Source organism: Pantoea sp. B566, assembly GCF_024793925.1.
In the GTDB taxonomy this organism is placed as follows: Bacteria; Pseudomonadota; Gammaproteobacteria; order Enterobacterales; family Enterobacteriaceae; genus Pantoea; species Pantoea ananatis.
In genome coordinates this window covers 331,979-349,891 of the sequence record NZ_JANUQL010000003.1, presented here as the reverse complement: position 1 = coordinate 349,891, position 17,913 = coordinate 331,979, and the positions used below count along the sequence as shown (strand labels likewise).

19 protein-coding genes are annotated in these 17,913 nt (G+C 54.6%); 1 reads left to right on the top strand and 18 read right to left on the bottom strand.

Translation table 11 applies throughout. The annotated features are described in order from the left end of the window. Positions 1-53: 53 nt before the first annotated feature. Positions 54-1,034 (bottom strand): TIM barrel protein, encoded by a 981-nt coding sequence (locus NYE92_RS03360; RefSeq protein WP_029569993.1) that lies wholly within the window; start codon positions 1,032-1,034, stop codon positions 54-56. 321 nt (positions 1,035-1,355) lie between these two features. Between NYE92_RS03360 and NYE92_RS03355 the strand changes: the two genes are divergently transcribed. Continuing rightward, positions 1,356-2,822: a catalase gene (locus NYE92_RS03355; protein ID WP_014605865.1), complete on the top strand. Its 1,467-nt coding sequence runs from the start codon at positions 1,356-1,358 to the stop codon at positions 2,820-2,822. A 53-nt stretch (positions 2,823-2,875) separates the two neighbouring features. On the opposite strand, the gene NYE92_RS03350 is transcribed toward NYE92_RS03355, so the two are convergent. From NYE92_RS03350 to pqqB, 17 genes are all read right to left on the bottom strand, one after another. Next, positions 2,876-3,505, bottom strand: coding sequence for a DapH/DapD/GlmU-related protein (locus NYE92_RS03350; protein WP_014605866.1), 630 nt, complete (start codon positions 3,503-3,505; stop codon positions 2,876-2,878). A gap of 628 nt (positions 3,506-4,133) precedes the next feature. Beyond that, positions 4,134-5,435 carry a sorbosone dehydrogenase family protein gene (locus NYE92_RS03345; protein ID WP_014593685.1) on the bottom strand — a complete coding sequence of 434 codons (1,302 nt, stop codon included), beginning with the start codon at positions 5,433-5,435 and terminating at the stop codon, positions 4,134-4,136. Between the two features lie 12 nt (positions 5,436-5,447). Next, entirely contained in the window at positions 5,448-5,855 is a 408-nt protein-coding gene (locus NYE92_RS03340) for a hypothetical protein (protein ID WP_014605867.1), read from the bottom strand. Positions 5,856-5,970: 115 nt separating this feature from the next. Continuing rightward, positions 5,971-6,438, bottom strand: coding sequence for a thiol-disulfide oxidoreductase DCC family protein (locus NYE92_RS03335; protein ID WP_014605868.1), 468 nt, complete (start codon positions 6,436-6,438; stop codon positions 5,971-5,973). Further along, entirely contained in the window at positions 6,389-7,030 is a 642-nt protein-coding gene (locus NYE92_RS03330) for a glucokinase (protein ID WP_116219722.1), read from the bottom strand. Before NYE92_RS03330 ends, NYE92_RS03335 begins: the two co-directional genes overlap by 50 nt. Beyond that, entirely contained in the window at positions 7,027-7,464 is a 438-nt protein-coding gene (locus NYE92_RS03325) for a PTS sugar transporter subunit IIA (RefSeq protein WP_013025742.1), read from the bottom strand. The genes NYE92_RS03330 and NYE92_RS03325 overlap by 4 nt, the downstream gene beginning before the upstream one ends. 9 nt (positions 7,465-7,473) lie before the next feature. Beyond that, positions 7,474-7,743, bottom strand: coding sequence for a hypothetical protein (locus NYE92_RS03320; RefSeq protein WP_126842968.1), 270 nt, complete (start codon positions 7,741-7,743; stop codon positions 7,474-7,476). Between the two features lie 66 nt (positions 7,744-7,809). After that, the gene (locus tag NYE92_RS03315; protein ID WP_014605870.1) at positions 7,810-8,652 is read right to left on the bottom strand and encodes a class II fructose-bisphosphate aldolase; all 843 of its coding nucleotides are present in this window, start codon (positions 8,650-8,652) and stop codon (positions 7,810-7,812) included. Next, positions 8,639-10,006, bottom strand: a complete 1,368-nt coding sequence (locus NYE92_RS03310; RefSeq protein WP_014593681.1) for a PTS sugar transporter subunit IIC — start codon at positions 10,004-10,006, stop codon at positions 8,639-8,641. The genes NYE92_RS03315 and NYE92_RS03310 overlap by 14 nt, the downstream gene beginning before the upstream one ends. After that, the gene (locus NYE92_RS03305; protein WP_013025738.1) at positions 9,999-10,313 is read right to left on the bottom strand and encodes a PTS sugar transporter subunit IIB; all 315 of its coding nucleotides are present in this window, start codon (positions 10,311-10,313) and stop codon (positions 9,999-10,001) included. Before NYE92_RS03305 ends, NYE92_RS03310 begins: the two co-directional genes overlap by 8 nt. A 9-nt stretch (positions 10,314-10,322) precedes the next feature. Continuing rightward, positions 10,323-11,303, bottom strand: a complete 981-nt coding sequence (locus NYE92_RS03300; RefSeq protein ID WP_014593680.1) for a 6-phosphofructokinase — start codon at positions 11,301-11,303, stop codon at positions 10,323-10,325. Between the two features lie 522 nt (positions 11,304-11,825). Then, on the bottom strand, positions 11,826-12,410 hold the full coding sequence (locus NYE92_RS03295; RefSeq protein ID WP_022622759.1) for a YceI family protein: 585 nt from the start codon (positions 12,408-12,410) through the stop codon (positions 11,826-11,828). 118 nt (positions 12,411-12,528) lie between these two features. Next, on the bottom strand, positions 12,529-14,790 hold the full coding sequence (pqqF, locus tag NYE92_RS03290; RefSeq protein ID WP_259018516.1) for a pyrroloquinoline quinone biosynthesis protein PqqF: 2,262 nt from the start codon (positions 14,788-14,790) through the stop codon (positions 12,529-12,531). Next, on the bottom strand, positions 14,790-15,932 hold the full coding sequence (pqqE, locus tag NYE92_RS03285) for a pyrroloquinoline quinone biosynthesis protein PqqE (RefSeq protein WP_013025734.1): 1,143 nt from the start codon (positions 15,930-15,932) through the stop codon (positions 14,790-14,792). Before pqqE ends, pqqF begins: the two co-directional genes overlap by 1 nt. Next, positions 15,919-16,197: a pyrroloquinoline quinone biosynthesis peptide chaperone PqqD gene (gene pqqD / locus NYE92_RS03280; RefSeq protein WP_013025733.1), complete on the bottom strand. Its 279-nt coding sequence runs from the start codon at positions 16,195-16,197 to the stop codon at positions 15,919-15,921. Before pqqD ends, pqqE begins: the two co-directional genes overlap by 14 nt. A gap of 2 nt (positions 16,198-16,199) precedes the next feature. After that, entirely contained in the window at positions 16,200-16,955 is a 756-nt protein-coding gene (gene pqqC, locus NYE92_RS03275) for a pyrroloquinoline-quinone synthase PqqC (protein ID WP_013025732.1), read from the bottom strand. A gap of 3 nt (positions 16,956-16,958) precedes the next feature. After that, the gene (gene pqqB / locus NYE92_RS03270; protein WP_014593676.1) at positions 16,959-17,876 is read right to left on the bottom strand and encodes a pyrroloquinoline quinone biosynthesis protein PqqB; all 918 of its coding nucleotides are present in this window, start codon (positions 17,874-17,876) and stop codon (positions 16,959-16,961) included. Between the last annotated feature and the right edge of the window lie 37 nt (positions 17,877-17,913).

Below are 17,913 nucleotides of genomic sequence, written 5' to 3'. Positions count from 1 at the left end.
TTATTCTGCGTTTGTAGGGTAAGAAATTGCTGTTCTGCAGCCGGCGGCCTGCGTTAACGCGCCAGCATAATGTCGTTGACGATTTGCTGTGAGGCGACCGCATCCTGACGGCTGATCGCCGCTGCCAGCGCCGGATTATCATTAAGCTGGTCGCAAAGCTTGAGTAATCGCGTCACGGTGGCAATGTTGGTTTCGGCTTCACGTACCGGATCCAGTCCGCTGGCATCCGGGAAGGTGTCAAAATAGTAGGCGCCCTGATATCCATCACGCTGCATCTGCCACAGAAACTCCAACGTGGCGCGCGGATTAACCGATGCCGCCATCAGTCCGTCGTCACGTTTGCCCCAGCCGTCGTTTAAATCCAGCCCCAGCAGCCGGGAACGACGCGCCACCATGGCCGCCGCCCAGGCAGGAATTTCATTGGCGAACAGGACATGGGCAAAATCCAGCGTGATGCCGAGGTTCGGGCTTCCGGCCTCTTCGACGGCCAGCAGGCAGGTGGTCACGTTGGGAAAAATGCTGTAGGCACGCGGCTCGTTGGGTTTGTATTCAATGCTCACATCCACGTCCGGCGCGTAGTCGGCGATTTCACGCACCGCGCTGACGGCGTCTTCCCAGATTTTTTTGTAATCGACCTGGAAGCAGTAGTCGAAACCGTCCTGACCCATCCATAACGTCATTAAGCGGGAGCCAAATTCCCGTCCGGTATCGATTCCCCGCTTGGTCAGGTCAATCGCCTCACGGCGAATTTTTGGATCCGGATGGGTAAATGCGCCAATTTTGAACTGCGGTGCATCCCACCGCATCTGCATGCCGTTGACCGCCAGCCCGGCATCCTCAATAGCCTGGCGCAGCGTTTTACTGTCACTGGTGAGGTGCTGGGGATAGTTGAGATCCAAATGCGTTAAGCCTTTAACATTGCCTGCGCGCGCCACCATTTGCAGTACAGAGGGCTTGCCCTGCAAATCTGGCCAGTAGAGATGTGCCCCCGAAGCAAAGGAGTTAAGACGAGTAGCAAACTTTAAATCTGACATGAGGCTCAATCCTTAGTAACAGGGTTGTAATGTACTTTCCTTTTTCACAACTAACTGTGAAGTTATATTAGAATTTACACTTCTCGCGTGAACACGCAATCCTTGTTGTCGCTGAAATAACCAAAATGCGAGAGCGGTCACGGATTAATCAGCGCGGGCAACGACCTGCGGGAGCAGCCAGTAAAACGTGGACGACTGCGCCAGGTCAGCCATGGCCGGCAGCAGTAAATGTGAAAACCTGGGAGGATTAGCCGATGCAATGGCCAGATATGCGCTACGCTTAATCCATGCATTACCCTTATAAAAATGGAGACTATTTCGATGAGTCATGATGAGCGTAAACCCACCACAACCGATGCCGGTATTCCGGTGGCCAGCGATGAGCATTCCCTTTCCGTCGGTCCCGATGGCCCCCTGGTGCTTCACGACCATTACCTGATTGAGCAGATGGCCAACTTCAACCGGGAACGCATTCCCGAGCGGCAGCCCCATGCGAAAGGAAGCGGCGCATTTGGCTTTTTTGAGGTGACTGAAGATGTGAGTCGCTACACCAAAGCCAACGTTTTTCAGCCGGGCACGAAAACTGACGTGGTGATGCGTTTTTCAACGGTGGCTGGCGAGCGCGGCAGCCCGGATACCTGGCGCGATCCGCGCGGATTTTCCATTAAGTTTTATACCCGCGAAGGCAATTACGACATGGTGGGCAACAATACACCGGTGTTCTTTATTCGCGATCCCATGAAGTTTCAGCACTTCATTCGCTCGCAAAAGCGCCGCGCCGATAACAATCTGCGTGACAATGATATGCAGTGGGATTTCTGGACGCTGTCACCCGAATCCTCGCATCAGGTCACCTGGCTAATGGGCGACCGTGGGATTCCTAAAAACTGGCGTCATATGAATGGGTATTCCAGCCACACTTATATGTGGGTCAATGAACAGGGTGAAAAGTTCTGGGTGAAATACCATTTCCACACCGACCAGGGCATTGAATACCTGACGCAGGAGCAAGCCGATAAACTGGCAGGCGAAGATGGCGATTACCATACGCGTGACCTGTTTATGTCGATCAAAAACGGCCAATTCCCGAGCTGGACCCTGTACATGCAGATCATGCCGTTTGCTGAGGCTGACAGCTATCGTTTCAATCCTTTCGATTTGACCAAGGTGTGGCCGCACAGTGATTATCCGCTGATCAAAGTTGGCAAGCTGACGCTGAACCGCAACCCAACGGACAACCATGCGCAGATTGAACAAGCCGCATTTGAACCGAATAATCTGGTCCCTGGCATCGGGCTCAGCCCGGATAAGATGCTGATTGGTCGCGTGTTTGCCTATGCCGACGCCCATCGCGCACGGCTTGGAGTGAACTATAAACAGATCCCGGTTAATGCCCCGCAGTCGCCGGTAAACAGCTACAGCAAAGACGGGGCGATGCGGATGAATCCGGTATCCGACCCGGTTTACGCCCCCAACAGCAAAGGCGGCCCGGTGGCAGATGGCGACCGCTATCCCACCGACTCGGTCTGGTCAGCCAGCGGCGACATGGTTCGTGCCCCTTACTCACTGCGTCAGGACGATGACGACGTGGGCCAGGCAAATACCCTGATCAACAAGGTAATGGATGATGCCGCGCGCGACAGGCTGGTCAACAACGTTAGCGGTCATCTGCTGAACGGGGTTGAAGAGCCGGTGCTTTCGCGAGCGTTTCAGTACTGGCGCAACATCGACCAGACCATTGGCGATCGTATAGCCAGCAAGGTGCAGGAAGCACGCGCTAAGCGATAACCCGCACATCTGACGGTGGCGTAAGCCACCGTTACTCTTTTGCGCAAACGCGCTCAGCCATGTCTGGCACAAAACTGCTCAATATCCCCTGACTGAAAATCGGCCAGGTTAGCCATGATTTTTTCCAGCGGCCAGTTCCACCAGGCAATGTGCTGTAGCCGGGTTGCAATCGCCGGATGAAAACGAACGCGGATTGGTTTAGCCGGCACGCCACCCACGACGGTATAGGGTGCCACATCTTTGGTCACCACCGCACCTGCCGCCAGCACCGCACCATCGCCTACCGTCACGCCAGGCAGGACAATCACGCCATGACCTATCCAGACATCGTTGCCAATGATCACCCGGTCTTCGCGGCGGGCGCTGAAAAAACCGTGGTCGCGCGTGGCCGTAGCATCGTAATACTCCGGACAATAGGTAAAGCGGTGTTGCGACGCCCGATCCATCGGATGGTTAGGTGCACCGATGCGTACCTGATTGGCAATGGCGGTGAAGCGGCCTATTGCGCTGTCTGCGATGCAGCAGTGTTCACCGACGTAAGAGAAGTCGCCAAGGGTGCTGTATTCAAGGTAACTGTGCGCCAGAATTTCACACTGTGAGCCAATCTGGGTTTCGCGCATACGTACGCTGGCGTCAATTTCGGTCTGCTGGAGTTTGGCGGGTTTGACAATGGCAAGTGACATGAAAAGGCTCCCGGAACTGGTCTGATGTCTGGATAAGTTGTGCCTTTCAGGCACCCGATTGCCGCGCCACTGTAGCCGGGAAAGATGACAGGCAATTGACAACGAAAAAGGCGGAGTGGTTAGCTCCGCCTTGGTCAAAGTTCCGGTTAATTTGCATGACCGGTCAGTTGCATAAGGGCAACGATGATCTGCAAGATGATCCGGATGATTTCCAGAATCAGCTTCGTCAGTTCCATCACTTTCCTTCTCCCGCAACAGGAGCGCGCTGTTCAGCAACCAGGGCCTTACCGTTACCCGCCAGGTGCCTGAGCACAACTTTGTGGAGAGGGCTGAGCGGCACTCGGGGTTTAAGCCACAGGTCAGCACCACCTGTTACCTGCCGGGATTTGCATTACCGAGCTCCCCTGGAAGCAATCAGTTAACCCTGCGGCGATACCCAACACTCAACACATGTATAAATATACAGTATTTTCGCCAAACTTGAAGTCTTGCGCAGCCCTCTTTACAATCAATTTGTGGAGAGTGCTGAGCACCTCGTTCGCCATCCGGTTACCCGCCGGGCAACGAACGCATAAAAAAAGGATTTGGCGTAATGCCAAATCCTTTTTTTTGTACCTGCAGTTTAGCCTTAGTTCGCCGAACTCACGCGCCAGATCGTATCACCGGCGTCATCCGCAATGATCAGACCGCCCTGTTTGTCGCTGGCCAGACCGACCGGTAAGCCACGCACCTGTTTCTCGTCTTGGGTTAAGAAGCCGGATACCACGGTTTGCGGTTGCCCTACCGGTTTACCGTTCTCAAACTTCACCCAAATCACTTTGTAACCGTTGAGGGGTTTGCGGTTCCAGCTGCCGTGCTCACTGATAAACGCGCCACCGCGATACTGTGGCATGTTCTCAGCGCCATAGAACAGCAGTCCGAGCGGTGCGACATGCGAACTCAGCGCATAGTCAGGCTTAATCGCCTTTTCAACCAGGTCCGGCCGCTGTGGCTGCGCCCGCACGTCAACATGCTGGCCGAAATAGCTGTAAGGCCAGCCATAGAAGCCGTTCTCTTTAACCGAGGTCAGGTAATCAGGCACCAGGTCAGAGCCGATTTCATCACGCTCATTAATCACCGCCCATAGCTGCTTCGTCTGGGGTTCCCAGTCAAGGCCGGTGGGATTACGCAGCCCGCTGGCGTAGATCCGGCTGGCGCCGCTGGCGGCATCCACTTCCAGAATAGCGGCGCGGCGATATTCGGCGCCAATGCCGTTCTCGGTAATGTTGCTGTTGGAACCGACGCCGACATAGAGCTTGCTGCCGTCCGGGCTGGCCAACAGCGCTTTCGTCCAGTGGTGATTAATGGGCCCGCCAGGTAACTCGGTGACCCACTGGGGCGCGGTGCGAATTTCGGTTTGCCCTTCGCTGTAGGGGAATTTCACCAGACTGTCTGCGTTAGCCACGTACAGCGTGTTCCCCACCAGCTGCATACCAAAGGGGGCACTCAGGTTTTCAATAAAGCGATGCTGTTCCCATTTACCGTTTACGTTGCGCAGCAGCGTGATGCGGTTGCCGCCCTTGCCCCCTTTGCCCGAGGCATTTTTGACCAGCCCGGTGATCAGCTCTTTGGGCTTGGTGGTCGGTTTTGGCATGCCGTTCGATTCGGCGATCAGGATGTCGTTATTCGGCAGAACATAAACCTGACGTGGATGCTGAAGATGGTCGGCAATCTTTTCAATTTTCAGCCCCTGCGCCACCGTTGGCTTTTCACCGTTCTTCCAGGGTGCGCCTTCCGGTACCTGCATGGGCGGCACCATAAAGTTTTTGGCTTCCGGTAACTCGGGATTGGCACCGATTTGCTTTTGCGGATCGATCGTCGCACCGGTATCACAACCCGCCAGCAGGGCCATCATCGTCAGCGCAATAAGGGATTGTTGCGGCATTTTCATTATGGCTTCTCCTTAAGCAGTACGTTGACGTAGCGCAAGTTGCACGTTCGCCAGCAGCAGCAGTATCACGACCAGGGTCGACAGAATCGCCGCCGTTGGCACCACGGCATACGCATCACGGCTGTGAATAAAGGCATTGGCAATGGCCAGAATGATGGCGACCAGAGAGAGCCAGAAATGGGTTTTCTCTGGCGCAGTGCTGCCGCGAAACATATAAATCAGACTAATTATTCTGGGCAGGATGGCAATCACAAGGCCAATAGCGATTAACCAGCTGGCACTGATTGACCAGAGAATGATAAAGGTTTTCATATAGATGATATCGAACAGCCAGGCCGCCACGAAAAAGCCAAGCGGTACAGGCTCCAGAAGAGCATACAGCGTCACGGCGACGGCCGAACGTCCAGAGGTATTGCGCATGTTTTTCTCCATTTTGAATAATATTACAGCTCAAGCACAGCGCATTACTTTTCCATCACGCCGTAAACCTGCCTGTAAAATATTAGTAAATCTGAAGAAAAATGACGGTTTTAATTCACATTATCGCGGATTTAACCTGACCCGCACCGCTGTCAGGCGGCGATGAGAGAAAACGTCCCGGATAATCGGCCGTAATCGCCTGTTCCAGGGTATGGCGCCCGAACAGCCTGTAGCGGTTGAGCGCGATACCGTTGTAGAAAAAATTACTGATGGGGTCGGGAAACGCGCGCAGGACGCTTAGCGCCCGCCACGGCAGCGGTAACTGCTGCATCACCCGCAGCACCGCCTGGGCACGCAGCCAATGACCATCGTTACGGATGTAGACGATCGTATTGATATTATCCTCGGGCAGGCCAGCCCATTTCAGCAGCCCTTTGCCCTGTTCACTTTGCACGGACGCAAAACGAACCTGCCGCGCCAGCCGATGGCGCAGCAGAAAACGCACCCAGCCCGTACAGAGTTTACATACGCCATCATAAAGCACGACGCTCTCGCCCGTTTGCAGATAGGGTGGCTGTGGCATGCTGCTCTTCCTCTGTTTCATCCTTAACAGAAGCAGTATAGCCTGCCCACCTCAGATGTTGAGCCAGCCACTGGCCCACCGCGTGCTCGTCAATGGCACTGGCATTGACTTTCAACAGCGGCCCCAGCGCCATCGGCTGCGCCTCCTCCGCCAGGCGACGCAGCTCGGGAAGGTACTCTGCGCCCGGATGGCCCGGCATGCGCTGCGTGAGCCGTGACTGATAGCGCGCGACGGCGGCGTCCGGTGCTATCTGCATCCAGACCTCCAGCACCTCGCTCACGCCAGCCCGCTTTAATCCCTGCTCCAGTACGCTTTTGGGCTGAAACCCAAACCATGCATCGATCAGGAAGACGCAATCAGCCGGCGACTGAGCGACAATGTTCCAGATAGCCTGATACGCTGCACAGCCCAACTGCCGGTTACGCTGGCGATCGACCGGCGCAAAGCTGGACATAAAAGGCTCCTTCAGGCTGTCCAGCGTGAGAACCGGCAGGGAAAAACGCCGTGACAGCGCACGGGCCAGCGTGCTTTTGCCTGAGGCGGGAATGCCGTTAACCAACACCACCCGCTTGGTGACAGTTTCACTGGTCATAGGATCTCCATCACTTCCGCGACGCTGCTGGCCTGACGTAACCTGACCAACGTTTCTTCATCCTCTAGCAGGGTGACAATCGCGCGAATCCCCTCCTCTATGTGGGCATTACTGTCACGGGCGCCAAACATGATCACAATATCCGCCTTGTCGCTGCCGTCAAACGAGACCGGCTCCGAAAGCAGTACCATGCTGAAGCAGTCGCGAATCACGCCCGTTTCCGGGCGGGCATGCGGGATGGCGATACCTTCTTCAAACACGTAATAGGCACCGTGAGTCAGCGTATTCTCGATCACCGCCTGAGGATAAGAGGCCTGAATATAGCCGCCCTCCACCAGCGGCCTGGCCGCCATGGCGATAACCTGCTGCCAGTCCCTGGCGGCAATACCTACCTGAACAGCATTGGCTTCCTGTAATAACTGTTTAATGGTCATTACTGCTCCTTAAACTGATTTACGCACCAGATTGCGTAATTCATCAATTTTCACAAAAAGAGGATCAATGTCATCCCGGTAAAGGCGACTTTTCGCAAACAATGATAATGCACGGTTATATTCCAGCATTAATTGTTTTTGCGTTTCAGTGTCGCCTGAATTCGCTGCCAGCTTTGCTTCCAGCACCGTTATTTTTTGACTGACCTGCTCTGCCTGACGATCGCGTTCTGCATCCTCTGAGGCCGTATTTTCCACTCTCTTTTTCATGAATCCAAACATAGCGTCTCCTGCCCCGAAAAGCGCCAGGGCACTTCAGGTTTATTCACGTCGGGATAATAAAAGTGCTTAACGGAACAGCTGCATTTTTTCTACTAATACATTGGTCACTGCATTATTCGCAGGCACAAGGAAATTACGCACGCTGTCGTTAACTTTGCCTTTTTCAAACGTTGCCTTGCATTGGGCGACCCACTGCACATTCATTTCCGTTCCCACGTTCACTTTTTCGATACCGCTGCCCACCGCCAGGCGCATGTCCTCGTCACTGACCCCGGTACCACCGTGCAGAACCAGCGGCGTAGCCGTGGCAGCCGTAATCTCCGCCAGCCGTTGATGCTGAATATGGGCTTTGCCGGTGTAGAGCCCGTGAACCGTGCCGATGGAAATGGCCAGCATATCCACGCCGGTTTCATTCACAAAACGTTTGGCATCCTCTACCGTGGTGAACGCAATATCGCTCATTTCCACACATTTCCCGTCTTCAGAGCCGCCAATTGCGCCCAGCTCCGCTTCCACAGAGACATTTACGGGGCGGGCCATATCAATCACCCTGCGGGTATTGGCAATATTCTCATCAAGCGGTAAATGTGACCCATCATACATGACCGAACTGAACCCGGCTTGAATTGCCGTCTGAATCGCGTCTAAATCGGAACAGTGATCCAGGTGCAAACAGGTCGGAATATTTTTACTCTTTGACAGCGATTTAATTGCATCCACCAGTAATTCATGTCCCAAATATTTCGCTGTACCGGTTGAAATTTGAATCATCAATGGGCTGTTGGTATTTTCGGCGGCTTTAAAAAAAGCCGGTAACATTTCCAGGCAGTGTAAATTAAATGACCCTACCGCTTTAAATTGGCGTTCTTTGGCAATTTTCAGCAATTCGGTAAAGTTATAAAGTTTCATGCACGTTTTCCTCACGGGGTTTAGTGGATTTTCCGTTAACAAACCAGGCGATAGCGGTAACAAAAGCAATGAACACGGCAACGAACAGCCAGTTATTCTGGAAAGCATGTCCCAGCACCAGGCCGGTACTGATGACGTCGGAATCGCTGAAGGTCACGCCGGTAAAACCGTAGCTTTCCAGCATCGGCACCAGAATGGCGGGCAGGAAAGTGATAAACAGGCCGTGGACGAATCCGCCGATCATCGCCCCGCGTCGTCCGCCCAGCGCGTTACCGAACACGCCTGCCGTTCCGCCGGCAAAAAAGTTAGTCAGCAGACCGGGCAAAATCATCGCCAGACCAAACATCGGGAAAACCAGCATCCCCACCACAGAGCCCAGCGTTGTCGCGAGAAAGCCGACAATGACCGCGTTTGGCGCATAAGGGAACATAACGGGACAGTCAAGGGCGGGTTTCGCATCCGGCACCAGCCGCATGGCAATACCGCGGAAAGCCGGCACCAGTTCGTTCAGCAGCAGTCGCACGCCGCTGTAGAGCACAAACACGCCTGCCACAAACTGGATGGATTGCATAAAGGCATACATCAGGTAGTTGGTGCCGCTGCTGTACTGAGCGATAAAAGCCGGGCCTGCCGCCACGGCAGGAATCAGGTACATCGGCACCATCACCACCGCCATAGACAGATAGGTGTCCTGCAGAAACTTAAAGTTATCGGGCAGCTTTAAGTCTTCCGTCGAGCGTGAGCCTTTTCCGACCACCTTCGCCACTGCCGCAGTGAGCAGGTAACCAATGGTGCAGAAGTGACCGAGCGCGACATCGTCCGAGTCGGTGATACGACGCACCACCGGCTGCGCCAGCGCTGGCATCACAACAGCCATCACGCCGCCAAAAATACCGCCGGTTAAAATGAGCGGTAATCCGGTGAGGCCGGCTTTATAGCCGATAACCGCGCCAATGGTGGCCATCCACAGTAGCGCCTGGCCAGTCAGGAAGATGTATTTAAACGGTGTCAGGCGGGCAATGATGATGTTGACGATGAAGATCACCAGCAGCGTCATGGCCACTTCCGATCCCAACTCGCGGTTTGCCAGTCCAGCAATCGCCGCCACGTCGGTGATGTAGCCCTGCATCCCAAAACCGTGGGTGAAGATGCTGTTAAGGAAGGTCAGCGCGCCCACGATGATGTTGATGCCGGCCATCATGATTAAGAACCCCAACAGGGTTTTAAACGTGCCTTCTACCACCTTGCCGGCAGATTTTTTTTGCAGGACCAGTCCGATTAGCGCAATAAACGCGATCAGAATGGATGCCTGCCCCAGTAAGTCTTTAACCAGAAAATTAATTACACTATTCATGATTAGCAACCTTCACATTACGCTCTTTTAAGAAAGCCACGATTTTTTGCTCAATTTCAGCTTTATCGGTGAGTTTATTTAATATAATTACGCGTTTAATCTGTTCTGGTGTGGCGTCGGCATTTAAGACATCCGCAAAGGCTTTTTGCGTCAGGATCATGTCGGATTTAAATGCGTTAGCTTCTGAAATCGTGGTGTGATCGATGTCGGCGTCAATCTCCAGTTTTTTTAAAACGGCTTTCGCACTCATTTCGATAGCGAAACTTGACCCCAGACCACAACCACAAACACATAAAATTTTCAGCATGTTTTCTCCTCACAATATATGCAGTTGTTTAGCGAGTTTATAATGATGCCCTTCTGTATCGACCAGGCGTTTTTTCATGCTTATTAAGTCAATCGGAATAGGCTTATTACTGCCGTTAATAATCACGGCTTTATTGCGCATTCCGGATTGAATACAACGAACCACTTCACTTGCCATAATGGTGCCCTGATAAATTTCCTCACAGGTGGGATCGCCATTTCGCAGTCCATAGCCGACGATCGTTTTGCGAATGCGCACGCCGATCAACGGTTCAAGCTGCTTAATTAATGTGTCAATCGCCCCCTGAAAGCCCGGTGAATATTCCCGTGTGTAACCTTCTGAGCAGAGGATTACCACGCTGTTTTGTTCGCTGAGGCGCTGAGTGATGCGTTCTGCCAGCACGTTTGTGGGGATCTGGCATTCCGGGATCAGCGCAAAGTCGGCGTTGGATTTGAGCGCTGACTGGAGCGTCAATTCACCACAGTAGCCGCCGAGCAGTTCCACCATAAATACCCGGCCCGTTAATGCCCGACCGGTGTTTCTGAGCTTTGCCACCTCTTTTAATACCTGCTCACAGGCGGTGGAAAAGCCCACGGTGTAATCACTGCCGTAGACATCGTTGTCAATCGTCATGCCGATGCCAAAACAGTTCACACCAAATTCACTGAGCGTATGCAGAAATTGCAGCGATCCGTCGCCTCCAGCCAGAATTAATACGTCGATGCGTAATGCTTTTAACTGCCGGGCGATCGTTTCATATTCGCTACGAATTAATTTTCGCGCGGTTCGGCCTGACTGCATTACCGGAAGAGAAGTAATGGAAAAATCCACTAAATCGCGCTGAGAAATTTCCTGACAGACATTATCCAGCAAGCCTGGAATGCCACCGTTAAATAATATCATCTCCGCCTGCGTCATCCTGGCTATCTGGAAAATGAAATTATTAATGCCGGTGACGTCGCCGCCGCTAATGACCATTCCGATTCTCATCCTGACATCCTTCTGGCTTAATGCGTCTGAAGCTATTGTTTCGGGATATCAGCCTGGTATTTGCAAGTGAGATCACAAAAACGAGAGGAATTTATGCAGGCAATATATTGACAGCCCCTTGAACCAGCTTATTTATGTGAAACAAATCACATTTACTGATTCAGGAAAGACGATTAGCTTCACGTTATAAAACAACAGGTTAAATACAGGGATCGGAATAACTTTTCTGTCAATACGGCATCACGCCGTTGCCAATAAAATCTCGATGTGAATTTGTGATTCTGACCTCATTTTTTTAGGTTCGGCAGGCGATCTGTTATTTCCGAAACAGACGATGGCGTGGTGAATCCGCAGGAACACCATGATGAGATGCATTTTTTAGCGCGTACTGTCGCAGGGCGAAAGGATGCCGAGGGGTGAGTGGAAGGACGACGAATGGCGCTTAGCCTGGCCGGCGGCGGCGTAATCTGCTGCAAAAAAAAAGCCCGACACCTGGGTGCCGGGCCGGAAAAGTAGCGGAATTTACTTGGCGTAAGCTTCCGTAGAAATAGTCAGTGTCACGTCATCACTGACTGCTGGTACATATTTGTCCAGTTTGAAGTCAGAACGCTTAATGGTACCGGTGGCGTCAAAACCAATCGCCTGCTTCTTGACCATCGGATGCTCACCCTGCTTATTCAGCGTGGCATGCAGCGTCACAGGTTTGGTAATGCCTTTAAGAGTGAGGTTCCCTTCAACATCAAATTTGTTATCGCCTTTGGCAATGACTTTGGTGCTGCGGAAGGTTGCACTGGGATACTTCGCCACGTCGAAATACTCCGCGCCTTTGAATTCCTTGGTCAGGGCAGGAACATGGCTGTCGATTTTGCTAACCGGTAACGTGACGTCAACGCGCGACTGCTCAGGCTTGCTGCTGTCAAAAACCAGAGAACCTGTCGTGTCTGGAATGTCAGCAGTCGGATGGGAGAAGCCGAAGTGCTCCCAACTTACCACAACAGAGGTATGTTGCGGGTCGAGTTGATAATGCATGGCTTCAGCCTGAGAAACCGGAACATACAGTGCAGCAGCTGCGAGCAGTGGCAGCGTGAAACGTTTTACATTCTTCACTTTTACTTCCTTATTTTATGACATCACCTTGAGTCTGAGCCATATAAGCAGGAAGTAAAAGTGAACAGATTTGGCGTAAACAATCAAAATTATTCAGCAATATCAGTGTGTGATTATTCTAGTTCTTACCTTTAGCATACAGGATCTGCCAGCGGTGCCGATCGGTCAGTAACTGTTGTTGTAACTGCTTCACCTCTCCCTCAGTGAGTGCGGCTATCCTCTCCGCCTCCAGGTTTGGCAACCCATTCGCCTGGCGTAACGCCACTTCATGTGCATCTTCTTTCACCTGCAAAAGCGGCGTTTTGAGCGGATCGATTGCCTGCTGGGCAATGTAGATCGCTATGTCACGCAGAAAGTCTTCGCAGTATTGGATCAGGGTCGATGCCGGACAATCCGGTGACTGAAGCGCAAAGAGAAGACCATCGCTATCCGTACTGCGATGGTAGCGGCAACTGACGACGTAGCCGATCGGCTGTTCTACCCGGTAGCGCTGATAAAAGCGCGGCTCACAGATCAGCGCCAGCGCGCGAAGTGCGGCTACCTGCTGCGGGTCGCCCAGGGGAATAAACAGCAGAACGGCACTGTCATCGCTGGGATGGGGAATACAGGTTTCACCGCCTACGCAGCGGTACTCAGGGCGCGTGGGGGAATTCACCGTCAGCACACTCAACTGCCGGGACACGAGCCGATGCTGTTCGGCATTGCCCCCGAGCAGGACGGCACGCCAGCATTGCGGATTGAGTGACGTCGCCAGCCGCTGCGGCAGCTGGCGCAGCAGTTCGCGTATCGCAATGCCCGGTATCACCGGCGTGGATACGCTGTGTGTCTGCATCAGGCATTGCACAAGCTGCCCCAGTGCCGCACTGAGCAGCGTCTTGTCTGACGGCAGGCGCAGGGTGAGTTGCCAGACGCCCTGCACCTCACGCCACTCTCCGCTGCCGGAAAAATGCCGCAGCACCGCAAACACGGGGCGTAACTCAGGCTCGCAGGCCGCGCCGGCTGCCCATGTTGTATAAAGTTCAGGACGCAGCACCAGCGTGCCCTGCGTCTCATCCGGTGTGATATGGGGTAACACGGCCTGACCGGTCGGCTCTGCACGCAGCGGCAAGAGATTCGGCTGCGGGTAAAATGTCCACCTGACGGGCGGGCAATTCATCACGGGCTTTTGCCAAGCTGTCAGTGACAGGTCATAACCCTGAACCCTGTGCGTTTCACCTTTAACCTCGGCGGCGCTCATCAGCGTGGTCGCTGTGGCGGCGTGCATTTCGTTCAGTAAGGCGTCCAGGTCGGGACAGTCGCCCACGGCCGCAAAGCCCAGCGCGCGCGCCTGAAGTTGCAGCAGGGGCGACTGTGGGGCCAGGCGCTGCTGCGCCAGCTGCCAGTAGTGCTGCCGCTGCACCGGCGTGGTATGGCGCAGCGCCTCAAGAAAGGACGCGATCAGGGGCGGAACAGCGGCCGGATCCTCCGTGACGAACGTGACCGCTACCCACATGTCCGCGTCCGACTGATAAAGCCATTTCACGTCAGGCTGGCTGGCCCGCGTGCGTGCATACAGCGTTTCCAGCAGCCCGCCTGGGGCATCATCAAGGAAAAACTCGCGCAGTAAAGTGACGCTGTCACGAAGTTGCGCGGGTAAAATCCAGCTTTGCCAGAGTGCTGATGGCCCTTCCTGCTGTAACGCCAGCGCCCTGTTGGGCGAAAGCATTACCGGGGCATCGGGCCGCCTGGCACTGTTGCGGGGCTGAAACGCAGCGGCAAACGCCTTCGCCAACGCGGTGAGCTGTTCCAGCGACTGTGGGCCCTGCAGCCACAGCGTCAGGTTGTCTGAGTGAAAGAAGCGCTGATGAAAAGCCCGCAGCGCCGCCTGCAAATCAGTGACGTTGTCACCGAACGACATCCTGTTCCCGACATGAAAGCGTTTAAACTGCGCCGGAGACGTCACTGGCGTAAACATGGCGGCTTCCGCGCGGGCCGCAGCATGGCGCTGCAGCAGGCGGTGCTCTGCATCAATCACCGCGATTTCCTGGCTGATGGCCTCGCGGGTCAGGCTCGGCGCACTCAGCATATCCTGCAGGCGCAACAGGCCTTCACTGAAGTTGTCGGGGGTGACCTCAAAAAACCAGGCGCTTTCGCGTGCCTGGGTGGTAGCATTCACCTGTCCGCCGTTCGCCTGAACCCAACTCATCAGCCGCCCATCATGCGGCCAGCGCTGACTGCCGGTAAAAAGCAGGTGCTCCAGCAAATGCGCGAGTCCAGGCCAGCGCTCTGGCTCGTCATGGCTGCCTGCCGCCACTTTGACCAGCGCCGCCGCCTGGGTGGCGTCCGGCTGGTGGCACAGCGTTACGTTCAGTCCATTGAGTTGCAGGCAGCGTGAATGCATTACAGAATCCGCGTTTTATAGATCAGCTGAGAATTGCTGCGATTGCGGAACTGAAGCTGACCAATTTTAATGTCGCTGCAGTCGGCTTCACGGCGGGCATCAAGGATTTTGCCATGGTGCGGCGATTTGCTGCAGACCGGATCGGCATTGTCTGCATCGCCGGTAAGCATAAAGGCCTGACAGCGACAGCCGCCAAAATCTTTCTCTTTTTCGTCACAGGAGCGACAGGGTTCCGGCATCCAGTCATAGCCGCGATAGCGGTTGAAGCCAAACGAGTGGTACCAGATATCCTCCAGGCTCTGTTCAAGCACAGAGGGAAAAGCCACCGGCAGCTGGCGTGCGCTGTGGCACGGAAGCGCGGTGCCATCGGGCGTGACGCTCAGGAAGATCGCGCCCCAACCGCCCATGCAGGGCTTGGGACGTTCTTCATAATAGTCAGGCGTCACGAACAGCAGATTGGTGAGGCTACCGCTGTCGCTCATGCGCGCACGGTACTGATTCACGATGCCTTCGGCCCGGGCGATCTGCTCACGGGTAGGCAGCAATCCCTCACGGTTTAACTGCGCCCAGCCGTAAAACTGACAGGTCGCCAGCTCCACATCATCGGCTTCAAGCTCGATGCACAGGTCGATAATCTTATCGATCTGATCGATATTGTGACGATGCAGCACGAAGTTCAGCACCATGGGATAGCCGTGGGCTTTGACCGCGCGCGCCATCTCCAGCTTCTGCTGAAACGCCTTCTTAGAGCCGGCCAGCGCCGCGTTAAGGGTTTCATCACTGGCCTGGAAACTGATCTGAATATGATCCAGTCCCGCGTCGCTGAAAGCCTCAAGCTTTTTCTCCGTCAGGCCAATCCCGGAGGTAATCAGGTTGGTATAAAAACCTAAGTCACGTGCCGCTTTGATCAGGTCAGGCAGGTCTTTGCGCGTTAACGGCTCCCCGCCGGAAAAGCCGAGCTGAACGCTGCCCATGGCGCGTGCCTGGCGAAAGACGTCGATCCACTGTTCAGTGCTCAGCTCTTTTTCCTGCTGGGCAAAATCCAGTGGATTTGAACAGTACGGGCACTGGAGCGGACAGCGGTACGTCAGCTCGGCCAGCAGCCACAGGGGCGGATTGACGCCGGGTTTATGCTGGTTCACGAAACTGTATCCACTTCTGTTCATAGGCTGACTGCAGGAATTCTTTGACATCCTCGCCCACACCGCCGGCCTCGGGGAAACGCGCATCCAGAATGGCAATGATCGCGGCGATATCCTGCTTGCCGTCAACCAGCTCCAGAATGGCGGCGGCGGTTTCATTGAGTTTCGCCATGCCTTCCGGGTAAAGCACGACGTGGCTGTCCTGTGCCGCTTCCCATTGCATACGGTAGCCCCGGCGAAAGGCGGCAATTGTGTGTTCGTTCATCGTTATACCAGTCGGGTTGTGTGCCAGGCCGCTTTATCCGTCACGCTATGATAAGGCGGGCGTTGAAGTTCGTAAGCCATGGTCATGGCATCCAGCATGGTCCACAGAATGTCCAGCTTGAACTGCAGGATCTCCAGCATGCGGTTCTGTTTTTCGGCGGTGTCGCAAAACGCCAGCGCCAGTGCCAGGCCGTGCTCCACGTCGCGGTTGGCCTGACTCAGGCGGCTACGGAAATAGAAGTAACCTTCTTCTTTGATCCACGGATAGTGCTGCGGCCAGCTGTCGAGCCGCGACTGATGAATCTGAGGCGCAAACAGCTCGGTCAGCGAGCTGCAGGCCGCTTCCTGCCAGTTCGCGCGACGGGCAAAACTGACATAGGCATCAACCGCAAACCGGACGCCCGGCAGGACATGCTGCTCCGAGACCAGTTCATCCCGGCTTAAGCCCACCGCTTCGCCCAGGCGTAACCAGGCCTCAATGCCGCCATCTTCGCCCTGGCTGCCATCATGATCCAGGATGCGTTGTACCCATTTACGTCGGGTTGCCGGATCGGGGCAGTTGGCCATGATCGCCGCGTCTTTCAGTGGAATGCTGGTCTGGTAGTAAAAGCGATTCGCCACCCATCCCTGAATCTGCTCAGGCGTGGCCTGACCGTTATGCATCGCAATATGGTACGGGTGATGAATATGGTAGTAGGCGCCTTTATCACGCAGCGCCTGTTCAAAGGCCTGCGGCGACAGGGTTTCCGTAATCAGCATCGTTTAGTCCTGAAGATGTATCGCCATCCCGTCGTGACTCACCTCAATGCCCTGTTGTGTCAGGTACTGCCGCTGAGGTGACTGTTCGTTGAGAACGGGATTCGTGTTGTTAATATGGATTAAAATCTTTCGTTTTGCTGGCAGACGGGCGAGCAGTGCCATCAGCCCCTGCTCTTCGGCCAGCGCCAGGTGGCCCATGGCCTTGCCGGTATTTTTACCCACGCCCGCGGTCAGTAATTCATCATCCTGCCATACCGTACCATCAATCAGCAGGCAGTCGGCCTGCTCAAGCCAGGGCAGGATCACCGCATCCGGCTCCCCAAGCCCCGGGGCATAAAGGAGCGTCTGGCCGTTGGCGCGGTTTTCAATAAACAGCGCGACGTTGTGGCCCGGTAACGGACGGTCACGGTAAGGTGAATACGGCGGTGCATTGCTGAGGATCGGAATAGCGGTAAACTGGAGATCCGGACACACATCCACGTTAAACGGCGTTAACGGACGAATGGGCCGGTGTTGAAGTCCGCCATTCCAGTGTTTCAGCATGGTAAACACCGGGAAACCGGTCGTCAGATCGTCATGCACTTCGGGTGTACACCACACCTGATGCGGGCAGCCCTCACGCAGGCTGAGCAGCCCGGTGGTGTGGTCAATCTGACTGTCGGTAAGAATAATGCCGCCGATCGCGGTCCCGCGCAGAACGCCCTTTTTCACTAATTCAGGCGTGTGCAGTATTTGCTGGCTGATGTCAGGTGAGGCATTGCAGAGAACCCAGTCTTCACCGTTATCACTGATGATGATGGAGGACTGGGTGCGCGGGCTGGCCTGCAGAGTCCCGTTACGCACACCATCACAGTTGGGGCAGTTGCAATTCCACTGAGGGAATCCACCGCCTGCAGCCGATCCAAGGACTTTAATAAACATGAAAGGAACCAGGTGTTGAAACAAAATGCCCGCACAG